The 25,502-nt window shown below is 64.4% G+C and carries 18 protein-coding genes and 1 tRNA gene; 11 read left to right on the top strand and 8 right to left on the bottom strand.

From position 1 onward, the window contains the following. Positions 1-424 precede the first annotated feature (424 nt). Positions 425-518: transfer RNA gene (locus G4L39_RS02855), tRNA-Ser, on the top strand. Positions 519-521: 3 nt separating this feature from the next. Here the strand turns inward: G4L39_RS02855 and G4L39_RS02860 are convergent. Next, positions 522-1,454, bottom strand: coding sequence for a deoxyribonuclease IV (locus G4L39_RS02860; protein WP_165105747.1), 933 nt, complete (start codon positions 1,452-1,454; stop codon positions 522-524). A 344-nt stretch (positions 1,455-1,798) separates the two neighbouring features. Here G4L39_RS02860 and G4L39_RS02865 point away from each other — a divergent pair, with 344 nt between their 5' ends. Together G4L39_RS02865 and purM are read left to right on the top strand one after the other, a co-directional pair. Then, on the top strand, positions 1,799-3,175 hold the full coding sequence (locus G4L39_RS02865; RefSeq protein ID WP_165105748.1) for a cytochrome ubiquinol oxidase subunit I: 1,377 nt from the start codon (positions 1,799-1,801) through the stop codon (positions 3,173-3,175). Positions 3,176-3,272: 97 nt separating this feature from the next. Next, complete coding sequence (purM, locus tag G4L39_RS02870; RefSeq protein WP_165105750.1) at positions 3,273-4,352, top strand: phosphoribosylformylglycinamidine cyclo-ligase; 1,080 nt, start codon at positions 3,273-3,275, stop codon at positions 4,350-4,352. A gap of 58 nt (positions 4,353-4,410) precedes the next feature. On the opposite strand, the gene G4L39_RS02875 is transcribed toward purM, so the two are convergent. Next, positions 4,411-5,346, bottom strand: coding sequence for a ZIP family metal transporter (locus G4L39_RS02875; RefSeq protein WP_165105751.1), 936 nt, complete (start codon positions 5,344-5,346; stop codon positions 4,411-4,413). Between the two features lie 480 nt (positions 5,347-5,826). Between G4L39_RS02875 and G4L39_RS02880 the strand changes: the two genes are divergently transcribed. The 3 genes from G4L39_RS02880 to ftsH all read left to right on the top strand — a co-directional run bounded on the left by G4L39_RS02880 (position 5,827) and on the right by ftsH (position 10,566). After that, the gene (locus G4L39_RS02880) at positions 5,827-6,552 is read left to right on the top strand and encodes a glycosyltransferase (RefSeq protein WP_165105753.1); all 726 of its coding nucleotides are present in this window, start codon (positions 5,827-5,829) and stop codon (positions 6,550-6,552) included. Further along, on the top strand, positions 6,536-7,999 hold the full coding sequence (gene tilS / locus G4L39_RS02885; protein WP_165105755.1) for a tRNA lysidine(34) synthetase TilS: 1,464 nt from the start codon (positions 6,536-6,538) through the stop codon (positions 7,997-7,999). The genes G4L39_RS02880 and tilS overlap by 17 nt, the downstream gene beginning before the upstream one ends. Before the next feature lie 587 nt (positions 8,000-8,586). After that, positions 8,587-10,566, top strand: coding sequence for an ATP-dependent zinc metalloprotease FtsH (gene ftsH / locus G4L39_RS02890; RefSeq protein ID WP_205880743.1), 1,980 nt, complete (start codon positions 8,587-8,589; stop codon positions 10,564-10,566). Positions 10,567-11,274: 708 nt separating this feature from the next. Here ftsH and rpsI read toward each other — a convergent pair. From rpsI to G4L39_RS02905, 3 genes are all read right to left on the bottom strand, one after another. Further along, positions 11,275-11,700: a 30S ribosomal protein S9 gene (rpsI, locus tag G4L39_RS02895; RefSeq protein ID WP_165105757.1), complete on the bottom strand. Its 426-nt coding sequence runs from the start codon at positions 11,698-11,700 to the stop codon at positions 11,275-11,277. Positions 11,701-11,751: 51 nt separating this feature from the next. Continuing rightward, positions 11,752-12,186: a 50S ribosomal protein L13 gene (gene rplM, locus G4L39_RS02900; protein WP_165105759.1), complete on the bottom strand. Its 435-nt coding sequence runs from the start codon at positions 12,184-12,186 to the stop codon at positions 11,752-11,754. Between the two features lie 401 nt (positions 12,187-12,587). After that, entirely contained in the window at positions 12,588-14,108 is a 1,521-nt protein-coding gene (locus tag G4L39_RS02905) for a hypothetical protein (protein ID WP_205880737.1), read from the bottom strand. A gap of 227 nt (positions 14,109-14,335) precedes the next feature. Between G4L39_RS02905 and G4L39_RS02910 the strand changes: the two genes are divergently transcribed. The 4 genes from G4L39_RS02910 to G4L39_RS02925 are packed head-to-tail and all read left to right on the top strand — an operon-like array spanning position 14,336 to position 20,898. Further along, the gene (locus tag G4L39_RS02910) at positions 14,336-15,028 is read left to right on the top strand and encodes a TetR/AcrR family transcriptional regulator (RefSeq protein WP_165105762.1); all 693 of its coding nucleotides are present in this window, start codon (positions 14,336-14,338) and stop codon (positions 15,026-15,028) included. Further along, positions 15,025-16,461 (top strand): efflux transporter outer membrane subunit, encoded by a 1,437-nt coding sequence (locus G4L39_RS02915; RefSeq protein WP_165105763.1) that lies wholly within the window; start codon positions 15,025-15,027, stop codon positions 16,459-16,461. Before G4L39_RS02910 ends, G4L39_RS02915 begins: the two co-directional genes overlap by 4 nt. A 1-nt stretch (position 16,462) precedes the next feature. Then, entirely contained in the window at positions 16,463-17,674 is a 1,212-nt protein-coding gene (locus G4L39_RS02920; RefSeq protein WP_165105765.1) for an efflux RND transporter periplasmic adaptor subunit, read from the top strand. Continuing rightward, a complete protein-coding gene (locus tag G4L39_RS02925; protein ID WP_165105767.1) occupies positions 17,671-20,898 on the top strand; it encodes an efflux RND transporter permease subunit in 3,228 nt (1,075 codons plus the stop codon). Before G4L39_RS02920 ends, G4L39_RS02925 begins: the two co-directional genes overlap by 4 nt. Before the next feature lie 184 nt (positions 20,899-21,082). Here G4L39_RS02925 and G4L39_RS02930 read toward each other — a convergent pair whose 3' ends face one another. The 3 genes from G4L39_RS02930 to sufB all read right to left on the bottom strand — a co-directional run bounded on the left by G4L39_RS02930 (position 21,083) and on the right by sufB (position 23,697). Then, entirely contained in the window at positions 21,083-21,760 is a 678-nt protein-coding gene (locus G4L39_RS02930; protein ID WP_165105768.1) for a hypothetical protein, read from the bottom strand. A gap of 103 nt (positions 21,761-21,863) precedes the next feature. Continuing rightward, positions 21,864-22,082, bottom strand: coding sequence for a hypothetical protein (locus G4L39_RS02935; protein ID WP_205880738.1), 219 nt, complete (start codon positions 22,080-22,082; stop codon positions 21,864-21,866). 166 nt (positions 22,083-22,248) lie between these two features. Continuing rightward, complete coding sequence (gene sufB, locus G4L39_RS02940) at positions 22,249-23,697, bottom strand: Fe-S cluster assembly protein SufB (protein WP_165105771.1); 1,449 nt, start codon at positions 23,695-23,697, stop codon at positions 22,249-22,251. Positions 23,698-24,464: 767 nt separating this feature from the next. Between sufB and G4L39_RS02945 the strand changes: the two genes are divergently transcribed. Beyond that, positions 24,465-25,163 (top strand): VPDSG-CTERM sorting domain-containing protein, encoded by a 699-nt coding sequence (locus G4L39_RS02945; RefSeq protein ID WP_165105773.1) that lies wholly within the window; start codon positions 24,465-24,467, stop codon positions 25,161-25,163. The last annotated feature ends 339 nt before the right edge of the window (positions 25,164-25,502 follow it).

A 25,502-nucleotide genomic window follows, 5' to 3' on the forward strand; every position in this document is an offset into this window, starting at 1 on the left:
ACGCTCAAGAATCCCTGCCAATCTGGGGTCGTACCGTTTCTCCCAACCTGCCCTGCTGATTTGCCCCTCGCCCGGCCCCCCCCAACCGCAGGTTGCAAGCCAATCTGGAGGGACCAGGGACCCATCAGCCTCGACAAACCGGTGCTCGCCCGCCCGATCCCCCTCCGACACACCGGCACCGGTCCGAATCTTTCCGATCCCGGGATTGGGCCCACCAACCAGCCCGCAGGGGCCAGTGGCGCGGGTTCAACCCACGGGGCCTGGCTCCCGCGCGGGCCGGATTCCAGCCGGATTCCAACAAACAAAGGCGCTCCGGAGCTTTGCGCTTGCTGCAAGAGCCATCCGTTCGTATGGTGAAGCTTGGTTGGCCGGAGAAGGCAAGGGCTCGTCAAGAACCGCCTTTCCCGCCAATCCCCAAAGAAGCGGAGAGATGGCCGAGTGGCTGAAGGCGACGGTTTGCTAAACCGTTATACGGGCTTAAACCCGTATCGGGGGTTCGAATCCCCCTCTCTCCGCCACTTTCATTGTGCTCGTCTGCGCTCCAGCCGGGCGCGGCTCTCCCTCTTCCGCACGGCTCCGCCGGTCCGCCGGTCCCGGGCCCCCCGCTCCGGCGCACTCAGGGCGCGCAATACCGCAAGATTCTCACGGTCTTCGTGAAGGTCGTCCGATTTGGGCGTCTCCAGACAGCCCGGCAGCGCGGCGAACCGCGGATCCGCCAGCAGAAGCCGAAAAGCCTCCAGACCGAGTCGTCCCCGCCCGATGTGCTCATGCCGGTCCACCCGCGACCCCAGCGACGCCTTGGAATCATTCAGATGAAACGCCACCAACTGATCCAATCCCACCCCGCCCTCCAACTCCTCCCACACACGTGCCCAACCGTCCGGTCTCCGAATGTCGTAACCCGCACCCCACAAATGGGCTGTGTCCAGGCATATCGCCAGCCGCTCGGGATGCCGCACCCGCTGATACAACTCCGTCAGATGCCAAAGCTCGGCCCCAAGGCAGGTGCCCTGGCCTGCCGTGTTTTCAAGGGCCAACCGCACCCGACACCCCGGGGTGGCCGCAATCACCTCATCCAAAGCCTCAGCCACGCGGGCCAGGCCAGTTTCAACCCCCGCACCCAGGTGCGCCCCCGGATGCACCACCAGAAATGGCAGGTCCAGTGCCTCGGCCCGCTCCACCTCCTGCACGAGTGATCGGAGGGACTTGTCCCGGTTGGGTGACGGCGGCGCAGCCAGGTTGATCAAATACCCCGCGTGCCCGAACACGCACCCCAGCCCGGCTTGGTGCCGCGCCTCCCGATAAGCCCGCAACTCCTCCTCCCGCAACGGCCGCGCAAACCACTGCATGTTGTTCTTCACGAACAACTGACAGCACTCCGCACCAATCCGAACCGCGCGTTCCAACGCACACGCCACCCCACCCGCCGTCGAACAATGAGCGCCCAAAAGCATGGCCGATCCTACCCTTCCCGGACCTCGCCTGTCCACCGATGCCCCCGAACCCCACCCAGCCCGTCCCCACAGACATCCGTCTAAACCCCGGACCGGCCCACACCAGCCGCACCCAGACAAAACTCCGTTATCACCCGTCCGAAGCCGAAACAGTCCACCGAGACGACTCCATCTGCGCCGCCGGGTCACTCAGGACCCGGCTTCCCAGGTCCTCAGTCCCATCGCACATCGCACATCCGATCCGCCCGACGCCCGGAGCGCACCGGGGTCGCCGTCGAACCTGATCGGCAAGAACCGGATTCACTTGCCATTCCAGTGCCCCTGGCAAACACTGTTCCGCGCACATGGAGTGGGACGTCGTTACGTTGTCGCGAATCCAGTTCGCCGCCACGGTGGCCTTTCATTACCTATACCCGCCGCTGAGCATCGGGTTGGGGGTCATGCTGGTCATCTTTGAATCCCTTTGGCTCCGGACCAACAACCCGCTCTTTCATCAATTGGCGCGATTCTGGACCCGCGTGTTTGCGCTGACCTTTGCCCTGGGCGTGGCCACCGGCATCGTCATGGAGTTCGAATTCGGCACCAACTGGGCCAACTACTCGCGGTTCGTCGGCGATGTGTTCGGCAGCGCCCTGGCTGCCGAGGGGATCTTCGCCTTCTTCCTCGAGTCGGGCTTCCTGGCCGTGCTGTTGTTCGGATGGGACAAGGTCAAACGCTCCACCCATTTCTTCGCCACCCTCATGGTCTGCCTGGGCGCCCACTTCAGCGCCATCTGGATCGTGGTGGCCAACTCCTGGATGCAAACACCGGCCGGGTTCCACATCGTGGATACGCCCATGGGACCTCGCGCCGAGATCACCGATTTCTGGGCCATGGTGCTCAATCCCTCCTCCCTGCACCGGCTCTCCCACGTGATTTGCGGTTGTTGGCAGGCCGGCGCGTTCCTCGTGGTCAGTGTGGGGGCCTGGTACCTTCTGAAGCGTGTTCACCTCGATTTCGCCAGGGCCTGCATCAAGTACGGCCTCACCTTCGGCCTGGTCGCTTCGCTTCTCCAACTGGTCACCGGCCATATCAGCGCCGAAGGCGTGGCCCGCAATCAGCCGGCCAAGCTGGCAGCGTTCGAGGGGTTGTTCGAAACCAGACCGCGTGCGCCCCTCTACCTCCTCGGCTGGGTCAACGAGGAACAACGCAAGGTTCACGGCATCGCCATCCCGGGACTGCTCAGCTGGCTCGTACACGGCGATGTCAACCAACCGGTCACCGGCCTGGATCAGTTCCCGGAGGAGGACTGGCCGCCCGTGAATCGGTCCTTCCAATTCTACCACCTCATGGTGGCCATCGGTTTCGCCATGATCGCAATTGCCGCCGTCGGCTCGTGGCACGCATGGCGCGGCACGCTAATGGACCGGCGCTGGCTGTTGTGGCTTTTGGTGCTGTCGGTGCTCGGGCCCCAAATCGCCAACCAGGCCGGATGGTTCGCGGCCGAAATCGGCCGCCAACCCTGGATTGTCTACGGAATCATGCGCACCGCGGAAGGCGTCTCGCCCAACCTGAAAGCCGAGACCGTGCTCGCCTCCCTGATCCTCTTCACCGTCGTCTACCTGCTCCTGTTCGCCGTGTTCCTCTACCTTCTGAACGAAAAGATCCAAAAGGGCCCCGACGCCGAAGACCTCATACCCTCCGGCAAGCTGGCGCTGCCCATGCGACCGGACAAAACCTGACCCCCGGCCCGTCCCGCGGTGAACCCCGGGGACAACTGCAGGTAACCGCTTTTTCGGCTCGCCACGATCCGCGTCCCTCCCCATATCCTCCCGCGCCATGAAACGGAGCGTATACGCCCGAGCAGGGGTGGACATTGATCTGGGCAACCGCCTCAAGGCCGGCCTGCCCCGGTGGCTCGCCCGGGCCCAACGACCGGAAGTGCTGGGCAAAGTGGGTGGCTTCGGCGGTCTTTTTGCCCTGCCCCTGCGAAAGTACCGGCAACCCGTCCTCGTATCATCCATCGACGGCGTGGGCACCAAACTCAAGGTGGCCTTCGCACTGGACCGCCACGACACCGTCGGCCAGGACCTCGTCAACCACTGCGTCAACGACATCGCCGTGCTGGGGGCCGAGCCGCTCTTCTTCCTCGATTACATCGGCACCAGCAAGCTGGAACCCCGCGTCTTCGAACAGCTCATCCGCGGCCTGGCCAAAGCCTGCGCCGAAAACCGATGCTCCCTGATCGGGGGCGAGACCGCCCAAATGCCCGGTTTTTACGCCCCCGGCGAATACGACCTCTGCGGCACCATCGTCGGCGCCGTCGAGAAAGCAGCCATCATTGACGGCCCCAAACAAGTCCAACCCGGAGACGCCGTCATTGGACTGGCCTCCAGTGGCCTCCACACCAACGGCTATTCACTGGCCAGACGTATCCTGTTCGAACAGCTGAAACTCAAACCCACCACCCGTGTCCCCGAGCTCGGCACCACCATCGCTGAGGAACTCCTCAAAGTGCACCTCAGCTACGGTCCGCTCGTGCAAGCCCTGTTGCGTCGCTTCCAGCCGTTCAAAACCGGAGCAACCCAACCCCGCAACTCCGGCCGCCCCATCCACGCCCTGGCACACATCACCGGCGGTGGATTCCTCGACAACATCCCGCGGGTCCTCCCACCCCGGTGCGACGTGCTCGTCCGCAAAGGCACCTGGGAAATTCCGCCCATCTTCACCTACCTCCAAGACCGCGGCCGCGTGGAAGAACCCGAGATGTTCCACGTCTTCAACATGGGCATCGGCATGGTCATCCTGGTTGCACCCGAGCAGGTAGACGCCGTGCTGAGATTCATCCGGCGCCAGGGCCACCGCGCCTGGATCATTGGCGAGGTCGTGCGCGGCAGCGGTCGGACAAAAATCGTCTGATCGCACTGGTTTCCGCCCGCCAAATCCGCCACCTCCCGGGAAAAGGCCGGCCGGGGCTTCACCGACCCTCAGAGCCCTCACCGCCCGCACCGACCCCGGGCGTCCGGCCCGGCGACCCCGCCTCCACCGCAGGCCCCTGCGATGCGTCGTGGTCGTGCCGCGACCCGTCTCCGTGCGCATGGTCCCCGATCCAGAGAGCCAGGATCACCCCCACCACCAACGCCAGGGAAAGCTTCACACGGTCGTGGGCATGAAACTGAAGCTCCGGCAAAAGATCCGCACAAGCAATGCACAAAAATGTCCCGGCACAAAACGCCAGCGCATAACCCAGCCACACCGGATGCGCCTCCCAGACCGGTCGGCCCCCCCAGAAAAACATCAACGCCGCCACCGGCGTCACCAGTGCAAACGCCAGATTCACCGGAAAATACCACCGCCGCGATGTCCCCGACGCCACCATCAACGTCGTCACCGACAACGCACAAAACGGTTTGTGCAGGATCACCGCCAACGACGTCCCCACCCCCAGCCCGTGCCCGTGCCCGTGGTCCACCGCCGCCACCGCACTGGCCAGCGCAAGCCCGTCCAAAACCGAATGCAAAGACAACCCCGCCGCCACACCCACCCACCCTAGCGGCCCACCCCGCAACAACGCCGGCGGATGCGCATGACCACAGGCCGCCCGCGGTTGCCCCTCCATCACATCATGCTCGTGAAACGGCAAAAACCGCTGAAGCACAAACATCGCCACAAAACCCGCCACCACCCACACGGAAGCCACGGACACCGACCCCACCGCCTCCGCCGCGTGCGGCAGCAGTTGCACCAACGCCAACCCAAACATCAAACCCGCCACCAGGCTCACCGCCACCTGCAACCGCGTGTGCGTCAGCGCCAGGTAACAGGGCAGGGCACCCCCCGCCAGGGAGGCCGCCCCAACCAAACCACAATACACCACCAACGTCCCCCACACGTTGCCCACTGCCTCGTTCATGGCTCTCGAAGCTCCAATTTCCCAATCCGCAGCCAGCCTTTCCAATCTTGCCCGACCCGCCCGGCACCCCGCACCCTCGCCCGGCCGGGGTTCAGAGCCCGGCGCATCCTAAACATACCGTCAACCGCATAACAGGGATTTCTGCAACCCTCCGCGAAATTCACATCCCCACCCCTGCCAACCACAACCCGATCCCATGCCCGTGCCCGGCAACCGCCCACAACGACGCCACCACTCGCCACCGTGCCTCCCACCGACCACCAAGGACCGCCTCCGAGTTCTTCAACCGCGCCCCACAACCCCAACCTCGAAAACCGACCACCAACCTCAACGGACCCCGGCCGGGCCGGAGCGTTAACGAAGGACAACATTCTCCAATGAGCTTCCCCATCCGGCCCCGACCGTCAACCGCCCCCGGACGCACCGGGCCCCCGGTTTTCCGGTTGCCGGTCCCACCACCACCCGCCACACTGTCCACCGGTGCGGATCTCCATCGTCATCCCGGCCTACAACGAGCAACAACTCCTTGGCGGTACCCTCGAGGCCGTCCAGAAGGCCGCACATGCGTTCACCCGACGCTCCTGGCAAACCGAATTGATCGTCTGCGACAACAATTCCACCGACGCCACCGCCGGCATTGCAGCCGCCGCAGGTGCCACCGTGGTCCACGAGCCCGTCCGACAAATCGCCCGGGCCCGAAACCGCGGCGCCCGGGCCGCCACGGGCGATTGGCTGGTGTTCCTCGACGCCGATTCCCAGCCCGACACGCCCCTTTTCGAAGACGTGGCCCGGCACATGAACGATCCCGGAGTCCTCGCCGGCGGTTCTACCCTGCGAATGGACACAAACCACTGGCTCGGCCAATGCGCCCTTGCCTGCTGGAACCTCGCCAGCCGCTGCGGCAAATGGCTCGCCGGCGCCTTCATCTTCGTCCGTGCCGAGGCCTTCCACACCGTCGGCGGATTCAACGAAGACCTCTACGCCGCCGAGGAAATCGATCTCACCCGGCGCCTACGCACCCTGGCCCGCACCCGCCACCAGCGGATCGTCATCCTGCATCGCCATCCCCTGCTCACCTCCGCCCGCAAACTTCACCTCTACACCCCGGCCGAACTGCTCCGTTTCTGGCTCCGGGCCGCCTGCCACCACCGCCAAACCGTGACCGACCGCAAGGCCTGTTTCCTCTGGTATGACGGCCGCCGCTGACCCCAACGCCCGCGCCGCCCAACAACTGCTCCACCACGTGGCGGCCAACCTTCGATCGCTCGGGCTCATCGAACCCCGACAAAAGGTGCTGGTCGCCGTCTCCGGCGGATGTGATTCCATGGTCCTTCTGGACCTGCTCCACCGCCTGGCACCGCGGTTCGAATGGGCCCTCGCAGTCGCCCACTTCAATCACCAGCTCCGCGGCGAAGCCGCCGACGCCGATGAAGCCCTCGTGCGCCAGCAAGCCACGCGATTCCAACTGCCCTTCTTTGCCGGCCGCGGCGACGTGCGCGCCCTGGCCCGACAACGCCGTTGGTCCCTCGAAATGGCCGCCCGGGCCTTGCGCCTGGACTTCCTGCTTCGAACCGCCCGCGACTGGGGCAGCCCGGTCATCGCCCTGGGCCACCACGCCGACGATCAACTGGAGCTGTTTTTCCTCCGCATCCTCCGCGGCACTGGCGGCGAGGGACTCGAAGGCATGCGCTGGAAATCCCCCGCGCCACAAACGCCCATGTCCCCGGCCGAACCCTCGCCGACAACCCTCCTGGTCCGGCCCCTCCTGGACGTCCCGCGCGCCACCCTGCGCGCCTACGCAGCCCTGCGCCAGGTCCCGTTCCGCGAAGATACTTCCAACCGCTCCACCGACATCCTCCGCAACCGTATCCGGCACGAGCTGCTCCCCCTGCTGGAATCGGCCTACCAACCCGGCCTCCGACACACCATCCCCAGGCTCATGGAAATCGTCGGCGCCGAAGCCGCCGCCGTCCGACTCTGGGCCGAACGATGGCTCGCCACCCCGGACACGCCATTTGACCAGCTACCCGAGGCCGTCCAACGCGCCGTCCTGCGCCTGCAACTCCGTCAGCTGGGCCACGAACCCACCTTCGAGCTGGTGGAACAGCTCCGGCTCCACCCCGGACGTCGTGTCACCGCCGGCCCCCACACATGGTTCCTGCGCAATCCCCAGGGACGCGTCCAGGTCGCCCCACCCACACAGCTCGCCTTCCAACCCCGTCAAGCCGCGCTGAAACTCACCCGGGCCGGTCACGCCACCTTCGAAGGCGTCCACCTGTCCTGGCGCATCACCCCCACACGCGGGGACCGGCGCCCACCCCACAAACCGCGCGTCGAGTATTTCGACGCCGACGCCGTCGGACGCATCGTCCTGCTCCGCTTCTGGCAACCCGGCGACCGTTTCCAACCCCTGGGACTGCCACGGCCCGCCAAACTCCAGGACCTCTTCACGGAAGCCGGCGTTCCACCCGACGAACGCCGGCGACGCCTCCTCGCCATCGCTTCCAACGGAACCATCTTCTGGGTCGAAGGACTCCGACCCGGCGAGGCGTTCAAGCTCACTCCGAACACCCGACACCGCCTTCGCTGGGCATGGACAAGAGAAACACCCGCCGGTCCGCCAGAACTTCCGCCGGAGCTGGCCGAACCGTGAAACTTCAACCCGCGTCAGCGTCCCAACCAACCATGGCCAGCCCGCCTGCGTACGCCCAAAAACCGAAACCTGGCGACCCAACGCCCGCCCTGGGCCGCACGGGCACCTCCGCAGCCAAAGGGGCAACAGCTCAACCGCAACTCGCCGCGACAGGCCGGACCTGCCACCGCCAAGGATCCGAACCCCGGACATGCCACGCCCAAACCGCCGCACCCCCCAACGCCAACCGCTCGGCGCCAGCAGTGACGTTCAACCCCAATGGGATGGCCTGAACCGGGACTTGATGACAAACTCGGAACCGCCCCCCGGGCGGCCTGCGGCCCTTGGGATTCAACCACCATGCATGACGATGCCCGTCGTTCCCTTGGGGAGTGTTCTCCCCTGCACTGCAAGCCACGGCCGCGCCATCGATTCGGCCCTGCATCAACCCCGCACACACCAACCCGACAACACCCGCCGGGCAAACCCTGGTTGCAGCGCCTCCACAGCCGTGTTAGCTTCGCACGGGATTAACGATCTCAAACATGGCAGAATCCAATCCAAATCGGAGTAATTCCGGCGGTTCGCACCGCCCTCCGGAGTTCCGCATGCAGCCCCGCACCTGGATGGTGTGGGTCATGATTGTCGCCGGGGTCATCGTGCTGATGTCCCTGCGCAATCGAACTCAACAGGAGGCGGTCCAAATCTCCCAGGCGCGATTCCTCCAACTGGTCGAATCCAACCTGATCGCCAAGGCACGCATAATCTACAGTGCGCAGTCTCCGTTCCTGACCGAGATCGTCGGCACCTACTACGCCACCGACCCCTCGGGCCGTCGCATCCAGGAAAACGGTCAGGACAAGGAAGTGCCCTTCCGCGCCCGGGCCCGGCTCACCGAGGCCATGGAAGATCGCCTCCTGCGCCTGCCCAACTTCGAACCCCAGGAGCAGAACGTCGTGCTCATGAACGTCCTGCTCAGCATCCTGCCCATCCTGCTCATCGCCGCCCTCATCTGGTTCTTCTTCATCCGCCAGATCAAAATGGCAGGTAAAGGCGCGCTCTCCTTCGGCAAAAGCAAGGCACGGCTCCTCACCAAGGAACGCAACAAAACCACCTTCAAAGACGTCGCCGGCATTGACGAGGCCATCGAGGAGGTGGCCGAGCTGGTCGAGTTCCTGCGGGACCCCAAGAAATTCCAGCGCCTGGGCGGGCGCATCCCCAAGGGCGTCCTCATGGTGGGGCCTCCCGGCACCGGCAAGACCCTGCTGGCCAAGGCCATCGCAGGCGAGGCCGACGCGGCCTTCTTCAGTATCAGCGGATCCGATTTCGTCGAGATGTTCGTCGGCGTCGGTGCCAGTCGCGTCCGCGACATGTTCGAACAAGCCCGAAAACATACCCCGTGCCTGATCTTCATTGACGAAATTGATGCCGTGGGCCGCAGCCGCGGACACGGCCTCGGCGGCGGCAACGACGAGCGCGAACAAACCCTCAACGCCCTCCTGGTCGAAATGGACGGGTTCGACACCACCGAGGGCATCATCATCATCGCCGCCACCAACCGGCCCGACGTGCTCGACCCCGCCCTGCTCCGACCCGGCCGGTTCGATCGTCAAGTGGTCGTCAACCTCCCCGATGTCCGCGGACGTGAAGCCATCCTCAAGGTCCACGCCCGCAACATCAAACTCGCCCCCGACGTGGACCTCTCTGTCATCGCGCGCAGCACCCCGGGATTCTCCGGAGCCGAACTGGCCAACCTGCTGAACGAAGCCGCCCTCCTGGCCGCCCGCGCCGGGAAAAAGGCCGTCGGCATGGAAGAACTCGAAGAAGCCAGGGACAAAGTGCGCTGGGGCCGCGAACGGCGCAGCCTCGCCATGACGCCCGAGGAAAAACGATGCACCGCCTGGCACGAAGCCGGCCATGCACTGGTCAACGTCCTGCTCCCCAACGCCCAACCCCTGCACAAGGTCACCATCATCCCCCGCGGCCAGGCCCTGGGCGCCACCATGTCCCTCCCACGCGGCGACGTCCTCAACCGACGCCGCAAGGAAATGCTCGACACCGTCGCCGTCATGATGGCAGGACGCATCGCCGAGGAAATGGTCTCCGGCGACATCTCCACCGGTGCCGCCGGTGACATCCAACAGGCCACCAACATCGTCCGCGCCATGGTCACCCAATGGGGTATGAGCGAGCGCATCGGCATGGTCCACTACGGCCGCGACGAGGAATACGTTTTCCTTGGCCGCGAAATCGCCAGCCACCGCCCCTACAGCGAACGAACCGCCGAGGAAATCGACCAGGAGGTCAAACGCATCATTGACGAGCAATACCAGGTGGCCAAAAAACTCCTCGAAACCCACCGGGACAAACTCGAAATCCTCGCCAACGCACTGCTGGAATACGAGACCCTCGACGGCAGCCAGGTCGAGGAAATCGTCAAGACTGGTCGGCTCACAGTCCGACCACCCACGCCCAAGGGCGAGCCCCCCATGGGCGCGCCCGCCGGCACGCCCGTGCCCGAAATCCCACCCAAACCCGCCAGCCCCACCCTGCCCGGACTCGGCAGCCCAGCACCCGCTACAGCTTAAGTTCCATCCCACAAACCCCAACCACCGCAACCAACCCACGGCAGCCGGCCCGGTACTTCCTTCAAATACGTCGTCCCAACCGCCGACCTTCCCAAACCTGCCGCTACCCGGAAACCCGGCCGACCGGACTGACACACCCGCCGGGTCTCGGAGACAACCAACGCCTCGGTGCGCCCGCAGGTCCCCTCAGCCCCCAAACGACCAAACCGGCCAAACCGCGGACGACCCGGCCCCGCAGCCAGCAGGGTTCGCACCACGGCCGTCTCCTCTTCATCCCCGCAGTAGTCCGCTCCACCCCCGCGACATCACCGAACGGAAAGTAGCCGCCAACAATCCCCACACGGACGGCCCACAACCTCCTGCCCCGAGAGATCCGCGCTCCCCCCAGCTGCGCAGGCAAGCTGCATGAGAAATCCCCACAACACCTGATCCCGCAAGCCGTCCCACGCAGCCACCGAAGGGCCGTTGAGCTACTTTCCTGCCACCCAAGCCCGCCCCAGACCTTCACGCACGAGGGCACGACCCCTTCGGATCGAAACGTGGCCTCCACCTCCTGTACGGTGCCAGCAGGCCAGACCTGGGCAGGCCCGGAAAGCTCAGCACCAAGATCCGCGCATCTGCCGACCTGTCCCATGCACCCTCTCCGCCCAAACAAAAAAGGCCGTCCGATAGGACGGCCCTGCAAAAACCCTCGCAGCAACCCAAAGGTCAACGCTTCGAGAACTGGAACCGTTTGCGCGCGCCCGGTTGACCGTACTTCTTACGTTCCTTCTCCCGGGAATCCCGCGTCAGCAGACCCTCGGCGCGCAAGACCGGCCGCAAGTTCGGGTCCATCTTGAGCAGCGCACGGGCAATCCCCAGCCGAATCGCGCCGGCCTGGCCGGATACCCCGCCACCCTGTACATTCACCCGCACGTCAAACTTGTCCTTCAACCCCGTGGTCACCAGGGCCTGCAACGCGTGCACCCGCAACGCTTCCAGTGGAAAATAGTTCTCAAAGGGACGACCGTTGACCACAATCCGACCCGTACCCGGCAACAGCCGGACACGAGCCACCGCCGTCTTGCGCCGGCCCGTCCCCCAATACACCACCGGTTGCCCCGTCTGCTGGTTCGCCTGAACCGTCTCGCTCATAGTCTCCTCAACATTGGATCGAATCTACCAACCCCACCTCCGGATCCACCGTCACCTCGACAGCGTGATCACCTCCGGCTTCTGCGCCGCATGCGGATGCTCACTGCCCCGGTAAACTTTCAATTTTTTGAACATCGCACGGCCCAACCGGTTCTTCGGCAACATGCCTTTCACAGCATGCTCAATCAAAAACTCCGGATGCCGCGCCCGCATTTCGGCCACCGTCCGGTACTTCTCACCGCCCTTCCAACCGGAGTAGCTCATGTACGTCTTCTGGGTTTCCTTCTTCCCCGTCAGAACCACCTTCTCCGCGTTGATCACGATGACAAAGTCACCCGTGTCCAGATGCGGGGTGAAAATGGGCTTGTTCTTGCCCCGCAACAGGTTCGCCACCTGCGCGGCCAGCCGACCCAACACCTGCCCGGCCGCGTCCACCACGTACCACTTCCGCGTATCCGGATCCACCTTTGGCAAATACGTCTTCATGCAAAAACTCCCGCTAAACAGGCCCCACACGGTAGCAAAATCCCGCAACCCGTCAACAAGCATTTGCGAACCCGGCACCGTCACAAGCCCGCCACTTTCCGGAGATCCGGCCCACGCCACCCGGCAACCCCAACAAGCCGGCCACGAATCGCCGGCCTCAAAAACGCTCCACAACTTGCCCCGGCTCCCCCATCGGTCCGCCCCACCCAACGTACGAGGTATGCTTACCCGCCCTCCACACATTGGCTCCAACGCCCCCCGAATTCCAGGAACGAGGTTTTTGCAGATCCGTCGCAGGCTCGTCGCCAGACTCGAGCGTCCTCAACACGACGGGCCGCAGCCTTGCCGTGGTAACCCCACCCAACTGCCGTGCCCTGCATTGCCCGCCCGAAAAGACATTTTCACGGCCGCTTCAACAGTTCCCGCCAATACGCCTCCACTTCAGCCTCGGTGGCGGGCCGTGGCCAGTCCACGTCGGGCCACTCCCAACGAAGCGGCAGCTTGGAACCGGGCGGAATGGAAGGGTCACCCCCGCCATCCAATCCGTCCCACCCCACCGAATACAGCACAAACGAACCGTCGGGCCGCCTGTGGTACCTGATCGGCTTGCCATCCATAAAATCAGTGGGCACCTCCCGTAAAAACTCCGGCACCAGCTCCTCCAGCCGCCCGGGATACACACCGTACCGCAGCCGATACCGTTCCAACGCCAGTGCGGCCAACACCAGAGATCGGTCCGTCTCCCACTCCATCGCCTCCAATGCCTCCCTTTGGTAGCCTGACCGGTAGTCACTAAACCGGTTGTGGAGCCGCTCGTAAAGACTGCGGGGATTGAACCGCTCACTCACAGCCTCCAGCTCAGATCGCAAACGAAGGCCGTTCCGATGCTTTTCCGCATCACGCAGCAGGGCCGTGCAATCCTCTAAAAACCGCAGCAGCCGCGACTGCTCCCCATACGACCACACGTACAGCCAGAGCGTAGCATCCAACCCTTTAACCGCGGGATGATATACCACGGGGTCCAACCAGTCGGGTGGGTCCTCGACCAAGGGCTCCATAGCACCTATCACGTCGGAAGGACCAGAGTGGCGCATCCGGTCCCACTCGGCGAAGATTTGAAACTTCTCGTTCTCCATGGCTGCGATCATGGGGCCCAGCCAGCAGTTGCTCTCCCAGGCCCTCTGCCACCGCGCGAGGTCATCGTCCGACCATCCATCCAACTGAAGCGCCTCCCATGTGGTCTCCCACGCGATCACCCCAGCAATCCTCCTGACAATATCGCTACCTAACACCGCATCCTCCACAAGGAGCAGGGGTGTCCGAATGAGGGCCTCGAGAAACCTCGAAGCGTCTTCCCGACGTCCCTCGCGGAGGGCCAGTAACGTGGCTGCGCGCAGCCAGCGAGATGCGCATCCTGTCTGGAAATACCGCCGTGCTTCAGTCGTTTTTTTAGGATCCACGTCGGAACTGAACCGGCGCTTCTGCAGGGCCGCCACCAGCGCCTCCAAAGCTGCCCGCCTTTCCGCAAGACTGGCAGCCACCTCCTTCCAATACTCCGACGCCTCCACCCGTTCCCACCCCTCGGGTGGGTCTGGTCGGCGCCGATACCACTCCGAAAGTCGCCACGTCACCAGGACACCTCCCGAGTGCGCCCGTTGGTTTGCTCTCCGCACGGACCAGGGAGGTGCCCCCAACTGCGCCAGCGCCTCCCAGGCTGCAGGTGCACCATCTTCTTCGGGTGATGTAGCCAGCCCCTCCCGGGCTTCGGTCCGGGCTGACCGTGCCCGCTCCAATGCCGCCTCGTAACGTCTCAGAGCAACCCGTCCAGCCAGCCCCTCGGCCCCCAGCCACAAAAGGACCAGCAACACCACCCCGAAACCCACCGCCAGCAATGGCACCCAACCTTTCCGATCCTGCTTCACAGCACTCCATCCTGGGCTCGTTTCCATGAACCCACAAGCCCTCCAGGCCAGGCCCGGCATGTCCCCGGCCTGACAGCACACCCACCCGACCCCACGACCGCCCGACGCCGTCCTTTCCCCGCTCCCCTCCCCATGCCTCCGACCACCAGGTACGAGGCCATCACCGGAAAACGGTTGACGTCCCTCGACGGGTCCGGCCAAGATTCAAACAAACGTTCGTTTCAATCATGCGTTTGAACATGGCCGAACCCGCGCCCGCACCCGATACCCGCACGGCCATCCTCAATGCCGCCGAGGCCGTGTTCGCCGAAGTGGGTTTTGCCCGGGCCTCCATCCGCCGCATCGTGCGACAGGCCGGAGTCAACCTGGCCGCCATCCACTACCACTTCGGATCCAAGGCCGGCCTGATCGAGGCGGTCATCCAACGCAGGGTGGCCCCCGTCAACGAACGACGCCTCCAATTATTGGACTCGCTGGAGCGGGCGCATCCGCGCGGACGCCTGCCCCTGGAACCGGTTCTGGAAGCGTTTCTCCGCCCCGTCCACGAGGCCGGAGCGGACACCGAGCAGGTCGATCAACTCCGACGTCTCTACGGGCGCCTGATCAGTGAGGCCGACGCATCGTGGGGGGATCTGCTGGCCCGCCAGTTTGGCCCGGTGCTCCACCGGTTCACGGCTGCCCTGGCCCGGGCCGTGCCGGAAGTCCCGGAACCGGTCCTTGCCCGGCGTCTTTTCTTCAGCCTGGGCGCGGCCGTCCATTGCCTGCTCAAACCCCCTGCTCTCGCCCACCCGATCCTGCCTCTCACCGGCATCGACACCGAAACGGCCCTGGAAGACCTGATCCGCTACGCCGCAGCCGGCATTCGCGCAGATCCGGCCCCGACCCAACCACGAAAACGCAGGCAAGGTGCCCGAGCATGAACCGGTGCGTCCCATGGTATCCCGCCCTGCTTCTCCTGGTCTCGTGCGCGAGCCCGCCCAAGCAGACGCACGTGCCTGACCTGCCCGTCCCGGAGCATTGGGCGGCTCCCGCCCCAAACGAACCATTTGTGGAAGGGCGCTGTTGGGAGTCCCTCGGCGGACCGACCCTCACCGCCCTGATCCGCGAGGCGCTGGAGCACAATCGCGACCTTCGTCAGGCCGCCGCACGCGTGGATGCCGCAGTGGCCCAGGCACGGATCGCCGGTGCGTCCCTTCCCCCGCAACTGACCCTCAACGGGGACGCCACCCGCCGCCAGCAGGTGTTCGTCGGCCTGCCCATCCCGGGCCGCGAAAACACCCCACTCTCCTCACGTTCCACCTCCTACGGGGTATCCCTCAACGTCAGTTGGGAACTGGACCTGTGGGGGCGTATCCGCGCCGGACAAACAGCCGCCCTGGCTGAACTGCAAGCCGCTGAGGCCATGTACCGAGCGGCCCAACAATCCCTGGCAGCCCAAACCGCTCGCGCATGGTTGGCCCTGGTGGCGGCCCAACAACAATGCGAGCTGGCCCGTGCGAACCGTGATTCGCTGGCCCGAACCGCCGACCGCATCGCCGCCCGCTACCGCGAAGGCACCCGAACGGCCCTGGAAGATCGAATGGCCCGGCAAAACCTCGCCTCGGCCGAAGCCATGCTGGCAGCCCGGGAAGGCGAACGCGACGCCGCTCTTCGACAACTGGAAATCCTGCTGGGCCGTTACCCCGCCGGCACATTCACCAACACCGGCTCCCTGCCGCCCATCACCCCCGACGTGCCCGCCGGATTGCCCTCGGAATTACTGCAACGACGGCCGGATCTGGTGGTGGCCGAACGCCAACTGGCCGCCCAGCTGGCCCGCGTCCGGGAAGCCAGGGCCGCCTTGTGGCCGCGAATCAGCCTGACCGCCGCCGGCGGCCGCATCAGCAACGAACTGCAAGACCTCTTGGACAGCCGGTTCGATGTCTGGTCACTGGCCGGCAACATCGCACAGCCAATCCTCCAGGGCGGCAGGTTGCGGGCCAACGTGCGGCTTGCGGAAGCCAGGGCGCGCGAGGCCCTGGAAAACTATGCCTCCGTCATGCTCCGCGCCTTCGCCGAGGTGGAGACGGCCCTTGTCGCAGAACAACACCTCCGACAACGCCAGGCCGCGCTGGAAGAGTCCCTGCAACAAGCCCGGGCCGCCCTCCGCCTGGCCGAAACGCGCTACCAAACGGGCCTCGTGGATTATCTCACCCTGCTGGAATCCCAGCGCGCCCTTTACCTGGCGGAAAGTGATCTGATCGAAGTCCAACGGCAGCGATGGGCCAACCGCATTGATCTGTACCTGGCCCTGGGCGGCGGGTTCGAACCCGACCCGCCCGGGTCCACAGCCAACGTCATGACCCGCCCGTAACATGAGCGCGTTGCACAAAATCGGATTGCCGCTGGCCATCCTGACGGCCGGCGCTCTGCTGACAGGGCTGATGATCCGGACCCGACCTCGACCGGAACTGGCAGCACCCGAAGTGCCCCTGCCCCTCGTTCGCGCAATCCCGCTGACGCCCGTCCGTCACCGGTTCCTGGTCCACAGCCAGGGCACCGTAACGCCCCGAACCGAAATTGACCTGGTCGCGGAAGTGGCCGGCCGGATCGTTCACCTGGCACCGTCCTTCCGTTCCGGCGGGCTCTTCCAAAAGAACGAACTTTTGGTCGCCATCGATCCCATCGACTACGAACTGGCCGTCACCCACGCCAGGGCCACCCTCGCACAAGCAGAAAGCGCACTGGTCCGGGAAGAGGCAGAAGCCCGCGTCGCCCGTGAGGAATGGGAACTGAACGGGCGGGGCTCACCCAACCCTCTCGTGCTCCGCGAACCCCAGTTGGCCCAGGCCCGGGCCGCCGTGGAATCAGCCCGCGCCGGGCTCCAAGCCGCCCTGCGCGACCTGGAGCGTTGCCGCCTGACCGCACCGTTCGACGGCCGCGTCCGCACCCAGCACGTCGACGTCGGCCAGTTCGTCACGCGTGGCCAAACCCTTGGCCGCATCTACTCGGTCGACTCCGTGGAGGTTCGGCTGCCGCTCGCCCTCGATGACCTGGCCTTCCTGGACCTCCCGCTGGCCGTGACAGAGCCGGATGACCGGGTGTCCGGACCGGCCGTCACCCTCTCGGCCCGGATTGGCGGCCAAACCCATACCTGGCAGGGACGAATCGTCCGGACCGAGGGCGAGGTGGACACACGCACCCGCATGCTCCACGCCGTGGCGCGTGTGGACCGACCCTACGACGTTTCACCGGGTCAACCCCCGCTGGCCGTCGGCCTGTTCGTCCGGGCCACCATCCACGGCCGGGAAGTTGAGCCTGTCTATCTGGCCCCGCGCAAGGCCTTCCGATACGACCGCGACCTCATGGTGGTGGACAGGGAGAACCGACTGCGCCTGCGCCAGGTCGAAATCCTCCGGCGGGAACCCGACCAGATGGTGTTTCGGGCCGCACTGGCACCGGGAGACCGCGTGTGTGTGACGCCGCTCGAAGCAGTCACCGACGGCATGCAGGTCCGGGTGTTGGACGAGGCCGTCGACCACACGCCACCAACGTCCGGGGCAACCCCGCAGACAACCCACCCATGAAACCGAACGGTGTCATTGCCTGGTTTGCCCGCAACGGCGTCGCCGCCAATCTCCTCCTGTTGGTGGTGGTGGTGGGCGGCCTGCTCTCCCTGGGCCGAATCCGGAAGGAGATTTTCCCGGAGTTCTCCTCCGACATGATCACCGTGTCGGTGGCCTACCGCGGCGCGTCTCCCGAAGAGGTTGAGGAAGCCGTGTGCATCCGAATCGAGGAAGCCCTCCAAGGGCTCGACGGCATCAAGCGGATCCGGTCCGTGGCCAATGAGAATCTCGGGACCGTGGTGGTGGAACTCCTGCCGGGCGCCGACACACGCCGCCTTCTCAACGACATCAAGGCACGCGTGGACGCCATTGACACCTTCCCCGCCGAAACCGAGAAGCCCGTGGTGCAGGAGTTGATCCTCCGAACCCAGGTGATCAACGTCGCCGTGTCCGGTGACGCCGACGAACGCACCCTCAAGCGCGTGGCCGAACAGGTCCGGGACGAGCTTTCGGTCGTGCCGGGCATCTCCCAGGTCCAGCTGGCCGTCGCCCGACCCTACGAAATCTCCATCGAGGTCTCGGAGGAGGCCCTGCAACGCCATGGCCTCACCTTTGACGAAGTGGCCCAGGCCGTGCGCCGGTCCTCACTGGACCTGCCCGGCGGCTCCCTGAAAACCGATGCGGGTGAGTTCCAACTCCGGGTCAAAGGACAGGCCTATCGCGGACCCGAGTTCGAAAAGCTCCCGCTCCGGACCCTGCCCGATGGATCGCGCCTGCTCCTCGGCGACGTGGCCCGCGTGGTGGATGGATTCGAAGATACCGCCCGCCACGCCCGCTTCAACGGCAAACCGGCCGTGGTGGTCATGGTGTTCCGCACCGGCGACGAAAACGCCCTCGAAATCAGCCGAAAGGTCAAGGAGTACGTCGCCAAAGCCCAACTCCGCATGCCCGCCGGCGTACAACTGACCCCCTACATGGACTATGCCCAGTACCTCCAGAGCCGCCTGGACCTCCTGCTCCGAAACGCCCGGACCGGTTTCATCCTTGTGTTCCTCCTGCTCGCCCTGTTCCTTCGGTTGCGCCTGGCCTTCTGGGTGGCGGTGGGCATCCCCATCTCCTTCCTGGGTACCCTCTGGCTCATGCCCGCCCTCGACGTCTCCATCAGCATGATCACCTTGTTCGCCTTCCTGCTGGTGCTCGGCATTGTGGTCGACGACGCCATCGTGGTGGGCGAAAACATCTATACCCATTACCAACGGGGCAAATCCGGCCTGCGCGCCGCCATCGAAGGTGCCAGCGAAATCAGCCGGCCGGTCATCTTCGCCGTGCTCACCACCATTGCCGCCTTCGTGCCGTTGCTGGCCGTGGAGGGCAACACCGGCAAGATCATGCGGAACATCCCGTTGATCGTCATTCCCACGCTGACCTTCTCCCTCCTGGAATGCATGTTGTGCGTCCCCAACCACCTGAGCCATTTCCGGCCCGGTCCGGACGGACAAACCGGCTGGCACCCGTTCCGGCGTCTGCAACAGGCCTTCGCCCGTGGCCTGGAACGTTTTGTCCGGACGCGATACACCCCCTTTCTCGAGTGGTGCCTGCAGCATCGGTACGTGGTCGCGGCCATTGCCGCCAGCACATTGATGCTGGCCGCAGGACTGGTCGCAGGCGGCATTGTCCGGTTCCAGTTCTTTCCCCCGGTGGAAGGAGATGACATCGCCGCCTTTGTCACCATGCCCGAAGGCGCAGCCCCCGAGGTCGTCGAAGCCGCCGTCCGACAGATCGAACAAGCAGCCGAAAAACTCCGGGCCGAATACGCCGGCGTCCGCACCACCGACGGCAAACCGCTGTTCCGGCACATCCTCAGCTCCATCGGGGATCAACCATATCGAACCGCCATCAGCCGTAACGGCGGTCGCTTGGGCGGCGATTTCGCCCGCCCGAACCTGGGAGAGGTCCATATCCAACTGGCCCCCGCGGAAACCCGCCACGTCACATCCGCCGAGCTGGTGCGGCGCTGGCGCGAACTCACCGGCGATCTCCCGGGCGCCGTCGAGCTGGTCTTCACCTCCGCCCTCTTCACCACCGGCGACGCCATCAACATCCAGCTCACCGGGCCCGATGTGGAACAATTGCGCATGGCAGCCGCCGAATTGAAATCGGCCCTGGCCCGCTACGACGGCGTGCTGGACATCGCGGACTCCCACCGCGCCGGCAAGCCGGAAATCCGCCTCGCCATCCGGCCCGAGGCCGAAGCCCTGGGCCTGACCCTGCATGATCTCGCCCGCCAGGTCCGCCAGGCGTTTTACGGTGAGGAAGCCCAGCGCATCCAGCGCGGCCGCGACGACGTTCGCGTCATGGTCCGCTATCCCGACCGGGAGCGACGGTCCCTCGCGGCCCTCGAACACATGCGAATCCGTCTTCCCGACGGCACCGAGGTCCCCTTCTCCGAGGTTGCCGAGGTACGCTGGGAGCAAGGGTACGCCTCCATCGTGCGCGTCGACAGGCGCCGCGCCATCAATGTCACCGCTGACGTGGACCTGCGCCGCACCACCACCGACCAGGTCCTCCGCTCCCTCCAGGAACACGAGCTGCCCGCCCTCCTGGGCAAGTACCCCGGCCTCCGCTACTGCTTCGAAGGCCAGCAACGCGAACAACAGGACACCCTCCGGAGCCTGGCCCGGGGCTTCCTGTTGGCCCTGTTCCTGATCTTCGCACTGATCGCCATTCCCTTGAAATCTTACATCCACCCCCTGGTGGTCATGTCGGCCATCCCGTTTGGTTTCGTTGGCGCTGTGCTGGGTCACCTCATCATGGGCATGATGTTGACCGCCCTGTCGCTGTTCGGCCTCGTGGCCCTGGCCGGCGTGGCAGTGAACGACGGCCTGGTCCTGGTGGACGCCATCAACAGCCGTCGCCGTGCGGGTGTGCCCTTGTCCGAGGCAGTGCGCCAGGCCGGACCGTCACGATTCCGGGCCGTGCTCCTCACTTCACTCACCACCTTTGCCGGGCTCATGCCCCTCATCCTGGAAAAGAGTGTCCAAGCCCGTTTCCTCATCCCGATGGCCATCTCACTGGGTTTCGGCATCCTCTACTGCACCTTCACCACGCTCATCCTCCTGCCGTCGGCCTACCTGATCCTTGAAGACCTGAGCGGCCCGGTCCGCCGGCTTTTCGGATGGGAATTCCGCCTCGAAACTGAAGAAATGGAAGACGTCACCACCCTTGCGGACCGGAAATCATCATGAGCCACCGGTTCGGAAAGAAAGCTCCGTGCCTCCAGCCTTGGTCACGGTCAAATCCACCGGCCGCTCCACCCCGGACCCTTTCCACGCCGGCAAAGCCTGCAAAAGCCCGGCACCTCACACCTCCGGTCCGGAGCAGCGCACCCGGCCCCACACGGATCCCAAAAACCCGACCGCACCAGCCCCCTCACGGCGACGGCGGTAACGGGCGAAGAACCAAACGGTCCCCCACGATCTCCACCGCCTCGAGTTGATGCAAAAACTCCACCGCTTCGGAGTTCCGGTCCAGGTCCCGCGCCAGATTCTCCCGGCTGAGCCTCCGCAGAATCCACCGGGGAATCGGGCGCCCGTTGGCCTCCATCTCCTCCACGTTCAAACTCAGCCAACCATCGGAAAACTGGATTTGAATCCGGGCCCGACCATTCAAGAACCGGCCGGTCAACCCTCGCTGACCCTCCCGCCCCAGGGGGAAACTGAACCGCCCATAAAGCGCTCCGTTCGTGATTTCCACCCGCAGGTGGTCACGCAAATCAGGGTTCCCCGTGATCAGGAGGTTGAGCTCGTCCGCCGTCAACTCGAAGGGCGGCACCGGCCGGCCCTGTCGCACCGACTCATAAAAGGTCTGCCACCGAATCCAAAGGGCCGTGCGATCCAGCTCCGAATCCGATGCAGCCGGCAGCTCCACCGGCGCGGTCCCGGTGTAGTTGCGGACCAACGACCACCAGTACCAACCCAGTCCGGCAACCCCGGCAAGCCCCAGCAATGCCACCACCACCAAACCAACCCCAAGATACCATAACCACGACCGACGCCGCCGGGTGCCCGGCTCACCGTCCACTTGCACGCCTTCAGAATGCATATTCATGGTCGCTACTTCGCGCCGAGCCCTTTCTGCGCCCCAGACTGCCCGTCCCCATCAACCGCGTCCAGTCCGGATCGGTCCGATCGACACGCACCTGCAAACAACTTTACCAGCGGGGCAGGCCCATCAGCGCCCCCGACCCGGCCGGGGTCAATCCTTCATCGTCCCGCTCCCGGGCCGTCAGCAGCCCGATGCGGGCACCCCGGGACCCACGCCGGGTCTGACCACCGAATCGGAAGTCCCGGCCCCGGGGGCGAAACCACAAGCCGCCCGGCCCGGTGGCCCGCCCGCACCGATCTGCCAGCACCCACCGCGTCATACGCATGGGCCGGCACCGCCCCTTCCACGCAACACGGCTTGAGTTGGTTCCCGCGTGGGCTTCATTCCCACACGACCCCAAACCCGCCCATCAACAAAAAGGCCGGGGGCAGCCCTCTCGGGGCAACCCCCGGCACTCGCAACAACCACGTGGTCCCGCTAAACTGGCGGGCTCAGCCCACGCTGCCCTCCAGGCTCACACCGAGCAGCTTCTGCGCTTCCACTGCAAACTCCATCGGCAACTCCTTGAACACCTCCTTGCAGAAGCCGTTCACAATCAGGTTCACCGCGTCCTGCGTGGAAAGGCCCCGCTGGTTGCAGTAGAAGATCTGGTCCTCGCCGATCTTCGAAGTCGTTGCCTCGTGCTCCACGGACGAGCTGGAGTTGCGCACGTCAATGTACGGAAACGTGTGGGCGCCGCACTTGTCGCCGATCAACATCGAGTCGCACTGCGAAAAATTCCGCGAATTGACCGCGGACTTGCGGATCTCCACAAGGCCCCGGTACACGTTCTGACCCCGGCCCGCCGAAATCCCCTTGGACACGATGGTGCTCCGGGTGTTACGGCCGATGTGAATCATCTTCGTGCCGGTGTCGGCCTGTTGTCGCCCGTTGACCACCGCCACCGAGTAAAACTCCCCCACTGAATGGTCCCCCAACAACACGCAGCTCGGATATTTCCAGGTGATCGCCGACCCGGTCTCCACCTGCGTCCAGGAAATCTTCGAGTACCGGCCCTTGCACAGACCGCGCTTGGTTACGAAGTTGAAGATGCCGCCCCGCCCTTCTTCGTCCCCAGGATACCAGTTCTGCACCGTCGAGTACTTGATCTCCGCATGGTCCAGCGCAATCAACTCCACCACCGCCGCATGCAGCTGGTTCTCATCCCGCATCGGCGCCGTGCACCCCTCCAGATAGCTTACGTACGCCCCCTCGTCGGCAATAATCAGCGTCCGCTCAAACTGACCCGACTTGGCGGCGTTGATGCGGAAATACGTGGACAATTCCATCGGACAGCGCACCCCCTTGGGCACGTACACGAACGACCCGTCACTGAACACGGCAGAGTTCAGGGCCGCATAAAAATTGTCAGTGTACGGCACCACGCTGCCCAGGTACTTCCGCACCAGCTCCGGGTGCTCCCGGACCGCCTCGCTCATCGAGCAAAATATGATCCCCTTCTCGGCAAGCTGTTTCTGGAACGTGGTCCCCACCGAGACGCTGTCAAACACCGCGTCCACCGCCACACCCGCCAGCCGCTCGCGTTCCCGCAGAGGAATGCCCAGCTTCTCGTACGTCTCCAACAACTTCGGATCCACCTCCTCCAGGCTCTTCGGCCCGTCGGTCCGCATCTTCGGGGCCACGTAATAAACGATCTCCTGAAAGTTGATCGGCGGATACTTCACAAACTGCCAGTTCGGCGGCGTCATCGTCAGCCAGTGCCGATACGCCTTCAGCCGCCACTCGGTCAACCATTCGGGCTCCTTCTTCTTGGCCGAAATAAACCGAATAATGTCCTCGTTCAGCCCCGGTGGGGCCGATTCGGTCTCAATGTCGGTGTAAAAACCGTACTTGTACTCCTTTTTGACCAGGCTCTCGATGCTTTCAACAGCGGTGCTCATCGTTTCTACGCTCCCAGCGCGCAGGTGAATCTTCCCCCGGGCCGACGTGAGGCTCTCACCGGCCCGAGGCCCGAATTGCGCGCACGCGAAAATTAGACCAGTCGGAGCCCATGTCAACGAACCCTTCCCCACCAACGACCCTCGATTCCCACCCCGCAAGCCTGCTTCCGGCCAGTAAAACTGCATCGACCAGTACAAGCTTCCTACGACCCTCGCGACCCCTCTCCAACCCTCGGGTCCCTCCAACCCAAGCTTCTACCCCTCACCACCTAAGACCATCCCAAGACTTCACCCAGTGGATCCGCAAAAGTTCGCCCGAACGCAAACCGTGCCTTCTTCCAAAAGCTCTTCTCACCGTAAACGGGCCCTCAGCGGGGCAAACGCTCCGCCCAAATCCGGTTCAACCCGGTAAACCTTCAGAAAAATCCCCGGGACAACTCCGGGGAACCCCCGAGGCAAAGTGTTAAAATAACCGACAACCTGTCGGTAGAATTTACGATTTTCGGCCCCGCAGCTCCATCCATCATATCGTGTTGAACGTCAGCAACTTACGAGCCACGTCGGTCCACGATCGCAACTGCGCTCCTCCGAAAGTGTTAAGTTTCCTTTACACATCCGGATTCGGCCAATTTTTCACAAGTGTGGTTTAGTGCCTCTGCATCAACATGATATAAGGTCGTTGGCACGGTTGGCACAAATGTAGCTGCGCACCAATTAGCTTGTAGCGCGAATTCAAGAAACCGAAGTCAAGAATCCAGGAGGCAACGATGAAAACGCGATGGATGCTCACGGCAGCAGGACTGACGCTGGTAACCAGCCTGACCACCCGGGTCGAGGCTTTTGTGATGGTCGATCCCGTGATCGAACGGTTGTCCCACGTGGAAACGGTCGTCACGGACTTGGGAAACGGTTTCTACCATTATGCCTACACGGTTTATAACGACTCCGAGCCGGTCACGGACGGCAGGATGACCATATGGCCCCGAATCGTCGGTTGGGAGATCCCGCTGGACTCGCCGGCCCTGGTTTCGAATATCACGTTCCCGGAAACTTGGGGCTACCGCTTCCTCAGCAGCACCGAATACGAACAAGAGTACGGCATCCCCAATCCCTTCAATTCCCTGTACGTGTTGCAGTGGTACGACCTGGAACTTTTTGAGGGAATCAGCCTGGAAAAAAGCATCGTTCCCAACGGGTACAATGACTTTTGGGGTGACGACGAATATGAGCCCTACGCCAGCGGCTTTGGGTTCATCTCCGTTTTGGCCCCCGTGGACGGCCCCTATGCAGCCATCTGGCAGGACGCGTACCGAAACATTGGCGATCCGCCCCTTCCGGGCGGCGGAATCACGGGCGGCAGCCTGCCCTACACGCCGCAACACGCCATGCCCGATGGCGGTGCCACCGCCGTCCTGCTCGGGTTGAGCCTCGTCGGGCTCCATCTCTGGCGAAAGACCTCCCGGTAACGCGCTACAAAAAAAAGCCTGGCCTGCCCGGCCGCTGCCCCGGGGGGCCCCCGGTTGAGCGGTTCGTTCGATGGAACGAGCCGCTTTTTGTTTGCAACCGCCCGCTTTGTGCAAAGCCTCGCCCACCACCGCCGGCTCAAACCCGCACCTGCACATCAGCCTCGCAAACACTTCCTGCCGGAGCACGCGGACATGGCAAGGGCCGGACCCGAAACCCGGCCGCGAATCGGAGCCCCACTACCAGGTCCACAACGCCGCACGGCACGGGCACGAGCTCACCAACCCCCGGCAAGCACGCCCCAGGTCCCCCGGCAAACCACCTCCTGCCACTCCCACCGG

Source organism: Limisphaera ngatamarikiensis (assembly GCF_011044775.1).
GTDB classification, from domain to species: Bacteria; Verrucomicrobiota; Verrucomicrobiia; order Limisphaerales; family Limisphaeraceae; genus Limisphaera; species Limisphaera ngatamarikiensis.